Genomic DNA, 18,839 nt, shown 5'->3' with positions numbered 1-18,839 from the left:
CTGTTTTTAGATTATTTCGTTAAGGTTGCGCCCCTAATTTATTTCTATATTTAAGGAGAAAACATGGGATTATTTGATTTTGTTGGAGATATTGGTAGAAAATTATTCTCTAAAACTGAAGAGGCCTCTGAAGCTGTAACTAACCATATTGCTGAAGATAACCCTGGCGTTGAGAATTTAGCTGTTAGCGTTGAAGATGGTGTAGCTCATTTTACTGGTAATGCCGTTTCTGCTGAAGCATTAGAAAAAGCAGTTTTAATGGCTGGTAACGTGATGGGGATTGATCGTGTTGAAGTAAGCAACGTATCTATTGCAAATGGTGAAACTCTAGCAAGTGATGATGAGTTTTATATTATCCAAAAAGGCGATACTTTATGGAAAATTGCTGAAAAAACTTATGGTAACGGAACAAAATATACTTCTATTGTTGAAGCTAACAAAGAAGTAATTAAAGATGCTGATAAGATCTTCCCAGGGCAAAAAATTCGTCTACCAAAAGTTTTATAATGTCTAAAAATATCTAACATAGAAACCTTATTTTCGGATAAGGTTTTTATTTTTAGACTAAAAATTGTTCAAATGCAGATTTTTATTTGCCATTTCCTCGACTGTTTGCTTTTGTATCGCTATAATTCATCGTCTTTTAACTTAAATTTTATTTACTAACGTGTTCGGTGCGCGTTTCCGCCGAGTGCAAATTCTTTTTGAGGTAACATAATGTCATTTAATATTGAAACAACTCAAGGTCTTGAGCGTCGTGTAAACATCACCGTTCCTTCTGAAACTGTTGAGCAAGCTGTGCGTGAAGAATTAAAACGTGTTGCTAAAAATGCTCGTGTTGATGGTTTCCGTAAAGGTAAAGTACCAGCGCAAATTATTGAAAAACGCTTTGGTGCATCTGTTCGTCAAGATGTATTAGGCGATTTATTACAAAAACATTTCTTTAATGTTATGTTTGAAAATAAAGTAAATTTAGCTGGTCGCCCAACATTTACCGTAGAACAATTTGAAGCTGGTAAAGAATTGAAATTTACAGCAACTTTTGAAGTTTACCCAGAAGTTCAACTACAAGGTTTAGATCAAATTAAAGTAGAAAAACCAGTTGTTGAAATTTCAGATGCTGATATTGATAAAATGCTTGATGTATTGCGTAAACAACAAGCAACTTGGGCAGAAACTCAAGATGCTGCTAAAGCAGATGATCGTGTTTCAATTGATTTCGTTGGTTCAGTTGATGGCGAAGAATTTGAAGGCGGCAAAGCATCAGATTTCGTTTTAGCTATGGGACAAGGTCGTATGATCCCTGGTTTTGAAGAAGGTATCGTAGGTCATAAAGCTGGCGAACAGTTTGAAATTGATGTGACTTTCCCAGAAACTTACCATGCTGAAAACTTAAAAGGTAAAGCAGCTAAATTTGCAATTACTTTGAAGAAAGTTGAAGTAATGCAGTTACCTGAATTAACAGATGAATTTGTTGCAAAATTTGGTCCAAACACAAAAACTGTAGCAGATTTACGTAGTGAAATTGCAAAAAATATGCAACGTGAATTGAAAAATGCCTTAGTTTCTCGTGTTAAAACACAAGTAATTGATGGTTTATTAGCGCAAAACCCAATTGACGTTCCAGCAGCTGCAGTTGAACAAGAAATCGAAGTATTACGTAACCAAGCTGCACAACGTTTTGGCGGTAATGCTCAACAAGCAGCACAATTACCACGTGAATTATTTGAAGAACAAGCTAAACGCCGTGTTCAAGTTGGTTTATTATTCTCAGAAGTGATTGCTTCTAATGAATTAAAAGCAGATGAAGAACGTGTAAATGCAATGATTGCAGATATTGCTTCAGCTTATGAGCAACCAGCAGAAGTTGTTGAATATTATAGTCAAAACAAAGAGTTAATGAATAATATTCGTAATGTTGTGTTAGAAGAACAAGCAGTTGATGCGGTATTAGCGAAAGCACAGGTAACTGAGAAAGCATCTTCATTTGATGAAGTGATGAATCCACAAGCATAATTTATCGCCTTTTATGGTTTTAAGTGCGGTTGTTTTTAAAAGAATAACCGCACTTTTGTTATTTACGTTTTTTAGCAGAGGTATATATGAGCGTCATTCCTATGGTCGTAGAACAAACATCAAGAGGTGAGCGATCTTATGATATTTATTCACGTTTATTAAAAGAGCGTGTGATTTTTTTAAGTGGAGAAGTTGAAGATCGTATGGCAAATCTTATTGTTGCTCAACTTCTCTTTTTAGAGGCTGAAGATCCTGCCAAAGATATTAATATTTATATTAATTCTCCCGGTGGTTCTGTAACGGCGGGAATGGCAATTTATGACACTATGCAATTTATTAAGCCTGATGTGAGAACTCTTTGTATTGGACAGGCTTGTTCTATGGGGGCGTTTTTATTAGCAGGTGGAACGGCAGGTAAAAGAGCGGTATTACCTCATGCTAGAGTGATGATTCATCAACCTTTGGGCGGATTTAGAGGACAAGCTTCTGATATTCAAATTCATGCACAAGAAATTTTGAAAATTAAGCAGACTTTAAATGAACGTTTAGCATTCCATACGGGGCAATCTCTTGAGCAAATTGAAAAAGATACAGATCGTGATAATTTTATGTCTGCTGAACAAGCAAAATTATATGGTTTAGTTGATGAAGTATTAATTAAGCGATAGAGATCAGCTAGAGATGGATAACGAGATGACAAAAGAAAAAGAATTACATTGTTCTTTTTGTGGTAAAGAGCAAAAAGACGTAGATAAGCTAATTGCTGGCACTTCGGGCTACATTTGTAATGAATGTATTGAACTGTGCCATGATATGCTTGCTAATGCCGATGACATTGAAGACATAGATGAGGAATTTCAAGCGGAAGAGCCTAAATTGCCTACGCCACATGAAATTCGTGCACATTTAGATGATTATGTAATTGGTCAAGATTATGCCAAAAAAGTATTGGCTGTTGCTGTTTATAACCACTATAAGCGTTTACGCAGTGAAAATAATGCCTCTGATGTAGAGTTGGGCAAAAGTAATATTTTGTTAATTGGACCAACAGGTAGCGGAAAAACTTTACTGGCGCAAACCTTAGCACGTATGTTGAATGTTCCTTTTGCCATGGCAGATGCAACCACTTTAACCGAGGCTGGTTATGTGGGTGAAGATGTGGAAAACGTATTGCAAAAATTATTACAAAATTGTGATTACGACATCGAGAGAGCGCAACAAGGCATTATCTATATTGATGAAATTGATAAGATTACACGCAAGTCAGAAAATCCTTCAATTACTCGTGATGTTTCTGGTGAAGGCGTACAACAAGCCTTATTAAAATTAGTAGAAGGAACTGTTGCCTCTATTCCTCCACAAGGTGGACGTAAGCATCCTCAGCAAGAAATGCTACGTTTAGATACTTCCAAGATTTTATTTATTTGCGGTGGTGCTTTTGCTGGATTAGATAAAATTGTGGAAAAAAGAACTAATACGGGCGGAAAGGGCATTGGTTTTGGTGCTGATGTTCGTGTTGAGGAAGAGAAAGTCAGTTTAACGGAATTGTTTAAACAAGTTGAACCTGATGATTTAATGAAGTTTGGTTTAATTCCAGAATTTATTGGACGTTTACCTGTGATTGCACCGTTAAGCGAATTAGATGAAGATGCTTTAGTGCAAATTTTAACTGAGCCAAAAAATGCCTTAACTAAACAATATCAAGTGCTGTTTGGTTTAGAAAATGTGGAATTAGAATTCACGCAAGAAGCTTTAGTTGCCATGGCGAAAAAGGCTTTAGCTCGTAAAACAGGGGCTCGAGGTTTACGTTCAATTGTTGAGGGGTTATTGCTTGATACAATGTACGATCTTCCTTCTATTGAGAACTTGCAAAAAGTTGTGGTAGAAGAAGAAACTGTGACAGAAAATAAAGCACCAGTATTAACATTTAATAACTAATCAACGCATCTAGTACTGAAAGTGCGGTAGTTTTTACCGCACTTTTTTGTTTTTGAGCTTGATCTTTAATAAAGTACCCCCATATCCCACGCATTCAGCCTATTTTTAAGAAAGAGAGATAAATATATGAACGCAAAACGAACTAAGTCAGCGCTTATCCCAGTTCTACCATTGCGTGATGTGGTAGTTTTTCCTTATATGGTAATGCCATTATTCGTTGGTCGTCCTAAATCTATTCGTAGCTTAGAGCTAGCAATGGAAAATAATAAACAACTATTGTTAGTTTCGCAGAAACAATCTGATATTGAAGAACCTAAAGTTGAAGATCTTTATGAGGTTGGCACCTTAGTCAACATTATTCAGCTTTTAAAATTACCAGATGGTACTGTAAAAGTTCTCGTTGAAGGACAACAACGGACTAAAATCCTTAATTTACAAGATAATGGCGAGTTATTTTTAGCTAATTCAGAGCTAATTGATACTCAATGGGGTGATGAGAAAGAATTAGAAGTGCTAAAAAAAGCCACTTTAGCTGAGTTTGAGAAATATGCAGGTTTAAACAAAAAAATCCAAGCTGATATTATTTCTGCATTACAACGCATCAATGATCCTGAGCGCTTGAGTGATACTATGGCAGCGCACTTGCCTGTTCCTGTGCGTCAAAAACAGAATTTGCTTGAAATAGCAAGTATTATCGAACGCTTTGAAAATCTGTTAGGTTTAATGGTCAATGAAGCGGATATGCTGCAAGTTGAAAAGCGTGTTCGTGGACGAGTAAAAAAACAGATGGAAAAAAATCAACGTGATTACTATCTGAATGAACAAATTAAAGCGTTGCAAAAAGAACTTGGCGATGGCGAGAATTCTGTTGATGAAGTTGAGCAATTACGTCAAAAAGTTGAAGATGCCAAAATGCCACTTGAGGCGAGAGAGAAAGTACTTGCTGAATTACAAAAATTGAAAATGATGTCGCCAATGTCTTCTGAAGCAACCGTTGTACGTAGCTACATTGATTGGATGATTCAAGTGCCTTGGCACAAGCGTACTAAAGTGAAAAAAGATCTGGTAAAGGCACAGGAAATTTTAGATTCAGATCATTATGGTTTAGAGCGTGTCAAAGAACGTATTTTAGAATATTTAGCCGTGCAAACACGCTTAAATCAATTAAAAGGACCTATTTTATGCTTAGTGGGGCCTCCTGGTGTGGGGAAAACTTCTTTAGGACAATCCATTGCTAATGCAACAGGGCGTAAATATGTGCGTATGGCATTAGGTGGTGTTCGTGATGAAGCTGAAATTCGTGGGCATCGTAAAACCTATATTGGTTCTTTGCCGGGAAAACTTATTCAAAAAATGGCAAAAGTGGGGGTAAAAAATCCATTATTTTTGCTAGATGAAATTGACAAAATGGCAATGGATTATCGTGGTGATCCTGCATCTGCATTATTAGAAGTTTTAGATCCCGAACAAAATTCACATTTCAATGATCACTATCTAGAAGTAGATTATGATTTATCTGATGTGATGTTTGTGGCAACCTCAAATTCAATGAATATTCCAGGGCCATTATTAGATCGTATGGAAGTTATTCGCCTTTCTGGTTATACCGAAGACGAAAAACTTAACATTGCAACTCGTCATTTATTGAATAAGCAAATTGAGCGTAACGGATTAAAAGCAAATGAGTTAACTGTCAGTGAGGGTGCTATTCTCGATATTATTCGTTATTACACTCGTGAAGCTGGCGTGCGTTCTTTAGAACGTGAAATTTCTAAAATTTGTCGTAAAGCGGTAAAAAATCTGTTGTTAAACAAAACGTTGAAATCTATTCAAGTGAATTCTGATAATTTGCAAGAATATCTTGGTGTTAGACGTTTTGAGTTTGGTCGAGCTGATACACAAAATCGCATTGGTGAAGTTACTGGCTTAGCTTGGACTGAGGTTGGTGGAGATTTATTAACAATTGAAACCGCATCTGTTATTGGTAAAGGAAAGCTGACTTATACAGGTTCTTTAGGCGATGTAATGAAAGAGAGTATTCAGGCTGCTATGACTGTGGTAAGAGCGAGAGCTGAAAAGCTAGGCATTGCTAGCGATTTCCATGAAAAGCGTGATATTCATATTCATGTACCAGATGGTGCAACACCAAAAGATGGACCAAGTGCGGGTATTGCAATGTGCACTGCCTTAGTTTCTTGTTTAACAGGAAATCCTGTGAAAGCTGAGGTTGCCATGACGGGGGAAATTAGTTTACGTGGAAAAGTACTGCCAATTGGTGGTTTAAAAGAGAAATTATTAGCCGCTCATAGAGGTGGTATCACAACAGCAATTATTCCGAAGGAAAATGTGAAGGATCTTGAGGAAATTCCTGACAATGTGAAAAATAATTTAACTATTCATGCTGTGGAAACTATTGACGAAGTTTTAACTATTGCATTAGAAAACTCACCTGAAGGAGTGGATTTTGTAAAACTAGATCCAGTCAATAAAGTGAAAGTTGCTCGTAAGCGTAGTTCTCGAGCTAAAGAGCTCAATTAATAGACATAAGGTGCGGTATACAACGCACCTTATTTTTCTATTTTAATCGTGCTTATCTAATCACTTTCGATTATAATTTCACGCATTTCTTTTTAATCTAACATTTATAGGATTACTTCAATGTTAATGGAAAAATTGAGCAATGCCTCTAACAGCCTTGTTTCTAAAATTATTTTTGGTTTAATCGGGGTTTCTTTTGTGCTAAGTGGTGTTGCTGGCTATATGTTCGTTCGTACAGATACGTCAGCTGCCAAAGTAAACGGCGAAGAAATTTCTCAACAAGTTTTTTTACAACAATACAATAATGAATATCAACGCTTAAGCGAGGAATTAGGGGCGCAGTTTGCAGCTGTTGCGGACTCCCCTGAGTTTACTAATCAATTGAGAAATGAAGTTCTTAATCGTTTAATCAATCAAGAATTATTACGCCAATATACAAAAGAGCTTAAGTTAGGCATTAGTGATAAACGAGTAGAGTTGGCTATTGTAAGTTCGCCTATGTTCCAAAATGAAGGTAAATTTGATAACAAAATTTATCAACAAATGTTAACTGCAAATGGGATTAGTGCTGATACTTATGCTACTTATGTGCGTGAAGGACTTGTTTTAGAACAGTTGCAACGTGGTATTGCCAATAGTGATTTTCAGGTTCCTACACAGCTCGATGAATTAGCGAAAAATTTCTTTCAACGCCGTGATGTTCGTTTAGCGACGTTATCCTTAAACGAAGAACTTCAAAAACAAACAGTTACAACACAGGAAATTGAGCAATATTATCAAGATAATAAATCAAATTTTGCTGTACCTGAAATGGTCAAAGTGCAATATATTGATTTAACTCGTGCGGCAGCAGAGAAGAATGTGAAAGTTTCTGATGTGGAAATTGCGCAATATTATCAAGACAATAAAGCGCAATATATGACGCAACGTTTAGCGCATATTCAATTAGCAACAGAACAAGAAGCGCAATCTGTTTATGCTAATTTACAAAAAGGCGAAGATTTTGCTGCTTTAGCTAAATTATATTCAACTGACACACTTTCAGCACAAAATGGTGGAGATTTAGATTGGGTCGTTGCCGGAATGATGCCACCAGCCTTTGAAAGTGCGGTTAATTTATTGAATATTGGTGAATATAGCCAACCAGTGAAAGTCGATGATGCTTATCATATTATTAAAGTATTGGATATGAAAAGCCGCGATTTAAGCGATGTTAAAGAGGAAATTGCAACTAAATTGCGTAATGATTTAGCGACTAGTGCTTTCTACGCTTTAGAAAAACAAATGAATGAAAAGGCCTTTGAACATCCACAATCTCTAGATGAAGCGGCTAAAGTGGCCGGACTTGAAGTGAAAGAAACAGGCTATTTTTCTCGCCAAGATTTACCCGCAGAATTAAATTATGGCAATGTTGTTGCTGCTATCTTTAATTCTGATATTTCACAAGGTGGTGTAAATTCAGAAGCAATTAATATTGGCGATCAGCACTCAGTTCTTGTTCGCGTAGTTGAACATAAACCTGAGGGTATTCGTTCGTTAGAGGAAGCAAAAACTGACATTGAAAACTACTTAAAACGTCAGAAAGCTGAAACTGCATTATTGGATACCGCAAATAAAATTGCGGTTGAGATGAACACTGCTGCTAATGCCAAACTACCTGAAAATATTCAGTTTTCAGCAAAAGAAACTTGGGTTTATGCAGAAAATAAAGATCCAGCTTTAAATAATGTGATTTTCTCAATGCAAAAACCAGAGCAAGGTAAAACAACTTTCTCCGTTGCCAAAAATATGAATGGCGATGTGGTAGTTGTTGAGTTAAGCAAAGTTGAAGATAACCAATTAACTTCTGAGCAACAGCAAGCATTTGAAATGCAAATGATGAGAATGGAACAACTAGGATTAAGTAATACGCTTATCAATGCATTGAGGGAAAAAGCTAATATTGAAATTAATACAAAATTCATCAATGAAGAGCAAGAATAAATTTTCCTTCTTTAAATGATGAAATAATGCCTGAGAATATCGGGCATTATTTTTTTGTTAAACTCTCAGAATTTGCTAGTTTTCGACCGCACTTTATGGTATAAAGTGCGCCGTTATTTTGATTATCAATTTAACAAAATTTATTTATTAACTTACTAAATCACACACGTATCATAAAAAGTAAATCGGGGTGCCAAACGGTCGATTTGCTTGATATGTGGAGGCTAAACCCCAAACAAAAAGGAAAATTATCTTATGGCACAAGTTTCAATGCGCGATATGCTACAAGCTGGCGTTCACTTCGGTCACCAAACTCGTTACTGGAACCCAAAAATGAAACCATTCATTTTCGGACCGCGTAATGGTGTTCATATCATCAACTTAGAAAAAACCGTTCCAATGTTCAACGAAGCATTAGTTGAATTAACTCGTATTGCGAGCAACAACGGTAAAATCTTATTTGTTGGTACAAAACGTGCAGCGTCTGAAGTAGTTAAAGCAACAGCATTAGACTGTCAACAATACTATGTAAATCACCGTTGGTTAGGTGGTATGTTGACTAACTGGAAAACAGTTCGTCAATCAATCAAACGTTTAAAAGATTTAGAAACTCAATCTCAAGACGGTACATTTGATAAATTAACGAAAAAAGAAGCGTTAATGCGTACTCGTGAGATGGAAAAACTTGAATTAAGCCTTGGTGGTATCAAAGATATGGCTGGTCTTCCTGATGCAATTTTTGTTATCGGTGCAGATCACGAACATATCGCAATCAAAGAAGCAAATAACCTAGGTATTCCAGTATTTGCAGTAGTTGATACTAACTCAAGCCCAGATGGCGTAGATTTCGTTATCCCTGGTAACGATGATGCGGCTCGTGCAATTCAATTATACCTTTCTGCAGCAGCGACAGCAGTAAAAGAAGGTCGTAATCAAGAAACTGTAACTGAAGAAAATTTTGCAGCTGCAGAATAATTCAGTAAAGGCGTAAGCCCTTATTAATCAACAGATTAATTCGAACGCAGGGGGCTTTCAAGTTCCCTGCTTTTTTGTATCAATAAAGTGCGGTTTAAAAACCGACACTATTCAAGTGGATAGAGGAATTTAAAATGGCTGAAATTACAGCATCACTAGTAAAAGAACTTCGTGAGCGTACTGGCGCAGGCATGATGGAATGTAAAAAAGCATTAGTTGAAGCAAACGGTGATATTGAGTTAGCTATCGACAACATGCGTAAATCTGGCCAAGCAAAAGCAGCGAAAAAAGCGGGCCGTGTAGCAGCTGAGGGCGTTATTTTGGCTCGTGTTGGTGAAGACTTTGGAGTTTTAGTTGAAATGAACTGTGAAACAGATTTCGTTGCAAAAGACGCAGGTTTCTTAGGTTTAGCTAATGAAGTTGCAGACTATGCAGCAGCAAACAAAGGTATAACAATTGGCTCATTAGCAGCGCAATTTGAAGAAAAACGTGCGGCATTAGTAGCAAAAATTGGTGAAAACATGACTATTCGTCGTGTTGAATACTTAATTGGTAATACTATTGCACAATACTTACATGGTGCAAAAATTGGTGTATTAGTTGCAGGTAAAGGTTCTGAAGAAGAATTAAGAAAAGTAGCAATGCACGTTGCCGCATCTAAACCTGAATTCGTAAATCCAGAAGATGTTTCTGCTGAAGTAGTAGAGCATGAGCGTCAAATCCAAATTGACATCGCGATCAACTCTGGCAAACCAAAAGAAATCGCTGAGAAAATGGTTGAAGGTCGTATGAAGAAATTCACTGGTGAAGTTTCTTTAACTGGTCAATCATTTGTTATGGATCCTTCAGTTTCTGTGGGCGACTACTTAAAATCTGTTAATACTTCAGTTACAAACTTCATTCGTTTAGAAGTAGGCGAAGGTATTGAGAAAGTTGAAGAAGATTTCGCAGCAGAAGTGGCTAAAATCACTGGTGGAAATGCTTAATTCTTGCAAAGAATTTAAGATATAAAATAGAGCGGAACATACCGCTCTATTTTTTGTGTCATTTATTCTCTCGATTAATTTACTTTCACTGAATAAACTTTAAATTTCCCCGTTTTAGCTAAAACTTGATGATGCTCGAAATATTGATCGAGTAGATCGGGATAAGGTAAGAAGGCATTGGCAACAATTCTTAATTCTCCACCTGAATTTAAATACCATTTGGCTTGTTTAATAAGATCTGTGACAGCTTGATAAGCCGTATCTATACCGTCGTGAAAAGGCGGATTTGAAATGATTAAATCGAATTTTCCTTGAATATCAGAAAAAACATCACTAGCAAGAACTTCGCCCTGCAAATTATTTTCTGCTAAAGTGCGTTTTGCCGAGGCTAATGCCATAGCATGAATATCTGTCATAGTAAGTTCAACATTCGGGTTTTGTTGTTTTAGGTAGCTTCCTATTACTCCAGCACCACAGCCTAGATCCAATACTCTTCCTCGAATGGAATTGTGAATTGTTGATAACAGTAGCATGGTGCCTTGATCTAATTCATTTGCACTAAATACACCGGGTAAGCTAAATATTTTCAAGTCATTTAGTGCAGGGTGTTGATAGGTTTTCCAATATTTTTCTAAGTCAAAGTGCGGTTGTTTTTTCAGGCAAAAATGATATAAGCCACAACGTCTAGCACTGTCAATTTTGGCGATTTCACCATAAGGTTCAAGAAGTTTCTCTACTGAACGCACGCCAGCACGATTTTCACCAATAATTAATACTTCCTGACCTATTGGTGCACGATCCAAAAGTTGCATAAGTTGGAAATTAACTTCTTGTTTGTTTTTTGTCCAGTAGAAAACAAATAAATCTGCTTCGGTACGACATTCTACAGAAAAATTAACCGCACTTAGTTGTTTGGCATAATCAAAATACCATGACCAAATCTGAATAGATTTGGCATTTTTTAATTGTTGTGGGAAGTTGTCTTTGATGCCACCAGTAAACAAGATAGATTTATTCTGGAAAAACGTCAGATGACGTTCTAAGACTTGGCTTTCAAGGGAAATCACGTTGTTGATCCTATATAGAAAAGTTTCACTATGCTTTTTGATGAACTCGCATTCTACGTTCTTTATTTTAAAAAGCAATTATTGCTTAACCTCATTTCAGTTACAGTTTAAAATATCTCGTCATTTAGGAAGGTAGCAATGAATAGACGAGATAAACTCTTACAAGAAATGGGGATTTCCCAATGGCAATTACGCCAGCCGAATATTTTTAAAGGCTTGGTCAATGTTCCTGTGGCACAAAATATTCGTTTGATTGTGATTGCTGAGCAAGCCTTGTCAAAAGAACAGCCATTTTTACAAGATGTATTTCGTGGTCTTGAATTTAGCACTGAAGATTGTTTATGCATTGATTTTGACTTTTTGCCTTATCTTCAAGTTGAACATGAAGTGATTTATTGGTTGCTTACAGAAGATCAGCAAAAAATCGACCGCACTTTAGTTGATAAACAAGGCTCTCATTGTTGGAAAACTTGTGAGCTTGAGAAATTAACACAAAGCCCTCATGCAAAACGTCAGTTTTGGCAGCAAATTCAAGGAATATAGCAATGATTTCATGTGTTAATGAACAAGATTTTGCAGAGTTATTTCTGATTGAACAAAAGGCGCATATTGTGCCTTGGTCATTAGGTACGTTAAAAAATAATCAGGGCGAATGCTATCTTAATTTGAAGAAGGTTATTGGTGGTAAGATTGTGGCATTTGCTATTTGCAATCTTGTTTTAGACGAGGCAACTTTATTCAATATTGCAGTTTATCCTGAATATCAAGGACAAGGGCTAGGGAAAGAACTGTTGGTAGAATTAATTAAGCGTTTATCTGAACGAGGTATCCAAACCCTATGGCTAGAGGTTCGAGAAACAAATATGAAGGCAAGGCAGTTATATGAAAATTTGGGGTTTAATGAAGTGGATATTCGCAAAAATTACTATCCGTTGCCTGATGGGAAAAGAGAAAGTGCGGTCGTAATGGCGCTTTATTTATAAAAATTAGCCCGATTTATTGTCGGGCTAACTATTTTTATTTAGCTAAGATATTTTGTAAGGCTTGATAAATCCCTTGAGCTTGGTTACCCGAAAGGGCTTTCCCTTCCTCATCTGAAATCACTAAGCTACTTTGCTGACCTAAAGCACTCAATTGTAAATAATAAATTCCTTTTTCTAAGTCTGGCTGAGTTGTTCCAAAACGTAGCCATTCTTCTTGATCTAAAGGTTTATATTTTAACTCTAATTGTCCTCTTGCTGCTTTTTGAGTTTTAACAGTAAAACCTATTTTCTCTAAGTTATGGGAAAGTTTTAGCCAAGAATGTTCAAATGGTGCATCTAGGCCTAAGGCTAGGTTTCCATTGGTATCAGTAATCAACATACTTTGAATTGCATTAGATGCGGTATTTAATTCCTGCTGTTGTTGGCGATAGTTGTTATTCAGTTCACCAATAAGTTGATTAAGGCGATCAGATGTATAGCGTTGCTTATCCGCTACATTCGGCGTGTAAATAGTCCCATTTCTTTGCATTTGATTAATAAAAATCACTAATGCACTAGAATTATTTACATTGAGATGCTCTATTTGATAACGGATTTGTGTCCCTTTTAAGTCATCATTACGCCCTGTTTCGGTCCAATCGGTAATAATTTTGCCACCCTCATTTGTATAAGGAATCCCTTGCTCTTTTAAGAGACGCTCGATTTGTTGTAAGTTATAAACATGTTGCAAAGTATTTGGATAAATAATAAAAGCTTTTTCACCATCGAATTGTGCGATGGATTGACCAATAGTTGCAAATGGTGTTGAAGGTGGGCGAATATCCACTTTTTCCGTTGATTTAATTTGTACTTGTGGGAGCTGATAAGTTGGATCTTGCTGAGGTAAATTTATTCCCCCACTTTGTAAAACTGAACGAGTTGATACTAAGCTATCAGCTTTTTTTTGATAAGTATCATTAGCTATTTGCTTATCGTCATTATTTGTTGAACAAGCCACAAGAAGAGAGAGCGTTGTTAAGGTTAGTAACCACTTTTTCATAAATTATCCTTCAATAAAAGTATTAAAATATTTACGCCAGCCATTAGACTACAACTTTGTTAAAAAGTTTAGGACCTGCATCCAGACCCTAATGTTTCATAAAAAGATTATAATAATCCTGCAATTTTCAATGCTTCGACAACTTTAGGTTGTGCTTGCTCACTTAAGGTTGTGAGAGGGAGGCGTAAAATTGGTTCAGGGACTAAACCTAGTTTGTAAGCTGCCCATTTGACTGGAATTGGGTTGGATTCCACGAATAAATTTTTGTGTAATGCCATTAATCTGTTGTTAATCACTTCTGCTTCATCAAATTTACCTGCTAAGGCTAATTCACACATTTTTGCCATATCAGCAGCTGCAATATTATTTGTGACAGAAATGACACCTTGTCCGCCTAGTTTCATGCTTTCAAAGCCAGTCGCATCATCTCCACTAAGGAAAATAAAATCTTCTCCTGCTAATTGTTTAATTTTAGCCACGCGACTTACATCTCCAGTTGCCTCTTTAATTCCCACAATATTATTAATTTGGGCTAAACGTCCAACTGTTTCAGGTAGTAAATCACTACCTGTACGCCCAGGCACATTATAAAGAATTTGTGGAATATCGGTACATTCTGCAATCGCTTTAAAATGTTGGTACATTCCTTCTTGAGTTGGTTTGTTGTAGTAAGGCACAACAGATAAGCATCCCGCAACACCACTATCATTTAATAATTTAGTCATAGTAATTGCTTCGCTAGTTGCATTTGCGCCTGTCCCTGCAATAACAGGTATTCTGCCATCAGCAAACTCAACCGTCTTTAAGATCGTTTTTACATTTTCATCAATGCTCAGGGTTGCTGCTTCCCCTGTTGTACCAACAGATACAATGGCATTTGTTCCTGAGGCGATGTGGTATTCAACGAGTTTTTTTAATGCACTAAAATCAACTTCCCCATGATTATCCATCGGGGTAATAAGTGCGGTAATACTTCCGTAAAATAATGGTTTGTTTGTGGTCATAAAAATCTCCTTACTTTTATTGTATTTGCATGATGTTGGCTTGAAAAAGTTCGTTTAGGATCGTTAAAATAATTATAATTTGCAAGTGTTTTTTTATATTTTTTATGTTAAGAAGGTAACCTTATATGAATACATTAAAAGAAGGTGATTTTGCACCGCACTTTAGTTTGTTAAATCAAGATGAGAAGTTAGTTAATCTGGAGAATTTTAAAGGTAAAAAAGTGTTAGTTTATTTTTATCCAAAGGCGCTAACTCCAGGGTGTACAACGCAAGCTTGTGGCTTACGTGATAGCAAAACAGAATTAGAAAGGAAAGGTCTCGTTATTTTAGGGGTTAGCCCAGATGCGCCCAAAAAACTAGCAAACTTTAAAGAAAAAAAAGCGCTGAATTTTGATCTTCTTTCTGATGAACAACATATCGTTGCTGAGCAATTTGGCGTTTGGGGGGAGAAAAAATTTATGGGTAGAGTTTTTGATGGTGTTCATCGCATTAGCTTTTTGATTGATGAAGAAGGAAAAATTGAAAAAGTTTTTGATAAATTTAAAACGACAGATCATCATCAAGTAGTCTTAGATTATTTAAATTAATAAGACTTTCAATAAAAAAGCCAATTGTTCAACTAGGACAATTGGCTTTTTGTTATCAAGGACTAAATTCAAATTATAAATTTATTGCGCAACCATCACCATTGCAGGACGAATTACTCGTCCATTTAATAGATAACCTTTTTGTAAAACAACGGTAATTTGGTTGCTTTCAAAACCCTCTGTTGGTTGCATTGAAATCGCTTGGTGTAATTCTGGGTTAAAGGTTTCACCCACTACGCCAACAGGCTCTACGCCAAAACGTGCAACTGTGGATAAAAGTCCTTTTAGGGTAAGCTCAACACCATCAACTAAGCCTTTCACTGTTTCATCTTCTACATTCGCTGGTGTAGATAATGCACGTTCCAAATTATCTATGGTTTCCAATAGATCTTTAGAAAATTTTTCTAACGCAAATTTATGTGCTTTTTCAACATCTTGTTCAGCACGGCGGCGCATATTATCAATTTCCGCACGAGTGCGTAATAAAATGTCTTGTTCTTTTTTAGCGCTCTCAACAAGCTGTTCTTCTAATTCTTGTACACGAGCAATAGCTTCCTCTAAAGCATCGCCTTCTTGTGCTTCTGCATTTTCTGTTAGCGTTTCTTGTTCGTTTTGCGTTTCAAGTTCAACTTGGGTTTCTTCTTGTTGAATTTTTTCTTGTTCTGACATTACTTTTACTCCATTTTTAGATTTGCGTCATTGTATCAAAAAACCTATAAATTAACACTCGCACTTATTGGCAAGCAGGCGAGAATGTGTGTAATATAATGCCCCATTCATTGAATTCAAGTACTCTTGACAGAAAGACTATGACCGCAACAAATTTTATTGATAGTAAACAATTAATTATTTCGTTTAAGACGATTGCCTTAGTAGGACGCCCTCGTCACGATGTAAATTTACAAATGCACAAAAATCTGTTTTATTGGCTTTCTGAACGTGGTTATCAGGTCTTAGTTGAGCAAGAAATTGGTGAGCGTTTAGCATTACCAACAAATAATCTGGCGAGTTTAGATGATATTGGTCGTTTGGCTCATCTGGCTATTGTGATTGGTGGAGATGGCAATATGCTAGGGCGAGCAAGGGTCTTAGCTAAATATAATATTCCATTAATTGGCATTAACCGTGGTAATTTAGGTTTTTTAACTGATATTGATCCGAAAAATGCTTATGCTCAACTAGAGGCTTGTTTAGAAAGAGGGGAGTTTTTTGTAGAGGAACGTTTTTTACTTGAAGCCAGTATTGAACGAGATGGCGAAATCATTGCTCAAGGCAACGCAATAAATGAGGCTGTTATTCACCCAGCGAAAATTGCTCATATGATCGATTTTCATGTGTATATTAATGATAAATCGGCATTTTCACAGCGCTCCGACGGTTTAATTCTTTCCACACCAACAGGTTCGACCGCTTATTCTTTATCTGCAGGTGGCCCAATTTTAACCCCACAACTTAATGCTATTGCGTTAGTGCCTATGTTTCCACATACTTTATCTTCTCGCCCTCTAGTTATTGATGGAGACAGCAAAATATCGGTGCGTTTTGCAGAATATAATACCTCTCAATTAGAAGTAGGCTGTGACAGCCAAGTAGCTCTCTCTTTTACCCCTGATGATATTGTTCATATCACTAAAAGCCAAAATAAATTACGCTTATTACATTTGAAAAATTACAATTATTACAATGTGTTAAGTACAAAATTAGGTTGGTTTAAAAATTTAGCATAAAAAATTTTTACAAAATCTCTTTACTGTATATAAAAACATATATAAACTTGTTTTTATATACAGTAAGGAGATCATTCTATGTTACTTCAACTTACCATTAATAACTTCGCTATTGTTCATCATCTTGATATTGAATTTGCTAAAGGTATGTCAGTTATCACAGGGGAAACTGGCGCAGGAAAATCTATTGCTATTGATGCCCTTGGGCTTTGTTTAGGACAAAGAACAGAATTATCAATGTTGCGTGATGGGCAAGAAAGAGTAGATGTTTGTGCAACATTTCATATTGAGAAAATTAACCCAGCTTACCAATGGTTACAAGAACAAGAATTACAAGATGCTGATAATCCTGAAGGCTGTATTTTACGCCGAATAATCAATTCTGATGGGCGTTCAAAAGCCTTTATTAATGGTGTTGCGGTATCTGCAGCACAACTGAAAGAAATTGGCCAATATCTAATCCATATTAATGGCCAGCATGCTTCTCAACAGTTACTCAAAACCGAATATCAACTTCAGATTGTCGATCAATTCTGTGGGCATACAGATTTACTGAAAGATATGCAAGAAAGTTACCGAACTTGGCGAGATTTACAGGAAAAAGTAGCGACTTTTCAGCAAAAATGTGCGGAGAATGAGGCAAAAAAACAATTACTACAATATCAAGTAGAAGAGTTAGATCAGTTTAATTTAAAAGAAAATGAGTATTTAGAACTAGAAGAAGAACATACTCGGTTATCAAATAGTGAAGAGTTAATTTCCTTATCTCAATCTGCATTACAGCTGTTGAGTGAAAATGAGAGTGTAAGCATTGATAGCTTGTTGTATAAAACAACACAATATATTAATGAGCTTTGCCAATTGGATCCTAATTATTCTGATGTGCAGACAATGTTGCAGGAGGCGCTTATTCAAATTCAAGAGGCAACTTCTGAAATGCAGCATTTATCTTCCAATATTGAGCAAGATCCACAATTGTTACAAGAGGTGGAGCAACGTATGGGACAAGCTGTACAACTTGCTCGTAAGCATAATGTTAAACCACAGGATTTAGTAGCGCTACATAAAAAACTGAAATCTGAGCTTGCACAACTTGTTGATTTTTCTGAAAGTGAAACTCAGTTGATAGAACAAGAGGAAAAACAAAGGGAATACATGCAAGAAATTGCTACAAAACTTAGCCTTAGCCGTCAACAAGGTGCAATAAAACTAGCAACTCAAGTGACTCAATCTATTAAACAGCTTGCGATGGAAAATGCTGAATTTTCAATTGTTTTTGATGCAGATAAAAAATTATCAAATAAAGGCTATGATCAACTAAGTTTTAATCTTAGCGCAAATTTAGGTCAATCAGCTCAACCTTTAAATAAAGTTGCTTCAGGGGGCGAGCTTTCTCGTATCGCATTAGCGATACAAGTTTTAACTTCTGATAAATCTGCTATTCCAACTTTAATTTTTGATGAGATTGATGTAGGGATTAGTGGCGCTACTGCCAGCGTGGTTGGAAGATTATTGCGACAATTAGGCGAAAAATGCCAAGTTATTTGCGTTACACATTTACCTCAAGTGGCTTGTTGTGGACATAATCATTTTGCAGTGGAAAAACAAGTTATAGATAATAAAACTTCCACAAAAATGACCGCACTTAGAGCAGAACAAAGGGTTGTGGCATTAGCAAAACTTTTAGGAGGGCAAACCATCACAGATATGGCATTAGCAAATGCGCAAGAGATGTTGGATTTGGTTAATGGAGAGCCTCTCCCATAATTTGTGTAAATACCTGTTTCTGGAGATAATACATCTAGACACAGGTATTTTATTATGAACGAAAAACAACTCCACGCCTTGGCAGCGGAATTTGCCAAAACCCTAAAAACCCCAGAAGACCTTAATCAGTTTTCACGAATGCTCAAAAAAATCACGGTAGAAGCGGCGTTAAATGGTGAGCTGACAGACCACCTTGGCTATGAAAAGCATCAGCCCAGAAAAGGCAAAA

17 protein-coding genes and 1 pseudogene are annotated in these 18,839 nt (G+C 36.4%); 14 read left to right on the top strand and 4 right to left on the bottom strand.

What is annotated here, in order from left to right; all coding sequences use genetic code 11:
* Positions 1-63: 63 nt before the first annotated feature.
* From lysM to tsf, 8 genes are all read left to right on the top strand, one after another.
* Positions 64-507, top strand: coding sequence for a peptidoglycan-binding protein LysM (gene lysM / locus B0186_RS04405; RefSeq protein ID WP_078218186.1), 444 nt, complete (start codon positions 64-66; stop codon positions 505-507).
* A 210-nt stretch (positions 508-717) separates the two neighbouring features.
* Complete coding sequence (gene tig / locus B0186_RS04400; RefSeq protein ID WP_078218185.1) at positions 718-2,016, top strand: trigger factor; 1,299 nt, start codon at positions 718-720, stop codon at positions 2,014-2,016.
* 86 nt (positions 2,017-2,102) lie between these two features.
* Complete coding sequence (clpP, locus tag B0186_RS04395; protein WP_078218184.1) at positions 2,103-2,684, top strand: ATP-dependent Clp endopeptidase proteolytic subunit ClpP; 582 nt, start codon at positions 2,103-2,105, stop codon at positions 2,682-2,684.
* Positions 2,685-2,709: 25 nt separating this feature from the next.
* On the top strand, positions 2,710-3,954 hold the full coding sequence (gene clpX, locus B0186_RS04390) for an ATP-dependent protease ATP-binding subunit ClpX (protein WP_078218183.1): 1,245 nt from the start codon (positions 2,710-2,712) through the stop codon (positions 3,952-3,954).
* 126 nt (positions 3,955-4,080) lie between these two features.
* Positions 4,081-6,492 (top strand): endopeptidase La, encoded by a 2,412-nt coding sequence (lon, locus tag B0186_RS04385; protein WP_078218182.1) that lies wholly within the window; start codon positions 4,081-4,083, stop codon positions 6,490-6,492.
* Between the two features lie 120 nt (positions 6,493-6,612).
* Positions 6,613-8,475 carry a peptidylprolyl isomerase gene (gene ppiD, locus B0186_RS04380; protein WP_078218181.1) on the top strand — a complete coding sequence of 621 codons (1,863 nt, stop codon included), beginning with the start codon at positions 6,613-6,615 and terminating at the stop codon, positions 8,473-8,475.
* A 255-nt stretch (positions 8,476-8,730) separates the two neighbouring features.
* Positions 8,731-9,450: a 30S ribosomal protein S2 gene (gene rpsB / locus B0186_RS04375; RefSeq protein ID WP_078218180.1), complete on the top strand. Its 720-nt coding sequence runs from the start codon at positions 8,731-8,733 to the stop codon at positions 9,448-9,450.
* Positions 9,451-9,584: 134 nt separating this feature from the next.
* Positions 9,585-10,436, top strand: coding sequence for a translation elongation factor Ts (gene tsf / locus B0186_RS04370; RefSeq protein ID WP_078218179.1), 852 nt, complete (start codon positions 9,585-9,587; stop codon positions 10,434-10,436).
* A 74-nt stretch (positions 10,437-10,510) separates the two neighbouring features.
* On the opposite strand, the gene rsmC is transcribed toward tsf, so the two are convergent.
* On the bottom strand, positions 10,511-11,503 hold the full coding sequence (rsmC, locus tag B0186_RS04365; protein ID WP_078218178.1) for a 16S rRNA (guanine(1207)-N(2))-methyltransferase RsmC: 993 nt from the start codon (positions 11,501-11,503) through the stop codon (positions 10,511-10,513).
* Between the two features lie 138 nt (positions 11,504-11,641).
* Here rsmC and B0186_RS04360 point away from each other — a divergent pair, with 138 nt between their 5' ends.
* Positions 11,642-12,046, top strand: coding sequence for a DNA polymerase III subunit psi (locus tag B0186_RS04360; RefSeq protein ID WP_078218177.1), 405 nt, complete (start codon positions 11,642-11,644; stop codon positions 12,044-12,046).
* Between the two features lie 2 nt (positions 12,047-12,048).
* The gene (gene rimI, locus B0186_RS04355; RefSeq protein WP_078218176.1) at positions 12,049-12,486 is read left to right on the top strand and encodes a ribosomal protein S18-alanine N-acetyltransferase; all 438 of its coding nucleotides are present in this window, start codon (positions 12,049-12,051) and stop codon (positions 12,484-12,486) included.
* A 34-nt stretch (positions 12,487-12,520) separates the two neighbouring features.
* Here the strand turns inward: rimI and bamC are convergent, their stop codons facing one another.
* A complete protein-coding gene (gene bamC / locus B0186_RS04350; protein WP_078218175.1) occupies positions 12,521-13,525 on the bottom strand; it encodes an outer membrane protein assembly factor BamC in 1,005 nt (334 codons plus the stop codon).
* 107 nt (positions 13,526-13,632) lie between these two features.
* Positions 13,633-14,529 carry a 4-hydroxy-tetrahydrodipicolinate synthase gene (dapA, locus tag B0186_RS04345; RefSeq protein ID WP_078218174.1) on the bottom strand — a complete coding sequence of 299 codons (897 nt, stop codon included), beginning with the start codon at positions 14,527-14,529 and terminating at the stop codon, positions 13,633-13,635.
* A gap of 125 nt (positions 14,530-14,654) precedes the next feature.
* Between dapA and bcp the strand changes: the two genes are divergently transcribed.
* Positions 14,655-15,116, top strand: coding sequence for a thioredoxin-dependent thiol peroxidase (gene bcp / locus B0186_RS04340; RefSeq protein ID WP_078218173.1), 462 nt, complete (start codon positions 14,655-14,657; stop codon positions 15,114-15,116).
* Between the two features lie 81 nt (positions 15,117-15,197).
* On the opposite strand, the gene grpE is transcribed toward bcp, so the two are convergent.
* Entirely contained in the window at positions 15,198-15,785 is a 588-nt protein-coding gene (gene grpE / locus B0186_RS04335) for a nucleotide exchange factor GrpE (RefSeq protein ID WP_078218172.1), read from the bottom strand.
* A 140-nt stretch (positions 15,786-15,925) separates the two neighbouring features.
* On the opposite strand from grpE, the gene B0186_RS04330 reads away from it, so the two are divergent.
* The 3 genes and pseudogenes from B0186_RS04330 to B0186_RS11495 all read left to right on the top strand — a co-directional run.
* Positions 15,926-16,843, top strand: coding sequence for an NAD(+) kinase (locus B0186_RS04330; protein ID WP_078218171.1), 918 nt, complete (start codon positions 15,926-15,928; stop codon positions 16,841-16,843).
* Positions 16,844-16,921: 78 nt separating this feature from the next.
* A complete protein-coding gene (gene recN, locus B0186_RS04325; RefSeq protein ID WP_078218170.1) occupies positions 16,922-18,610 on the top strand; it encodes a DNA repair protein RecN in 1,689 nt (562 codons plus the stop codon).
* 54 nt (positions 18,611-18,664) lie between these two features.
* Positions 18,665-18,839 (top strand): annotated as a pseudogene (locus tag B0186_RS11495) (IS256 family transposase); the annotation flags it as partial.

Origin of the sequence: Canicola haemoglobinophilus (assembly GCF_002015075.1) — a bacterium.
Taxonomy (GTDB): Bacteria; Pseudomonadota; Gammaproteobacteria; order Enterobacterales; family Pasteurellaceae; genus Canicola; species Canicola haemoglobinophilus.
Note: the sequence above shows the minus strand (reverse complement) of the source record. Positions and strands in the feature narration are given on the sequence as shown.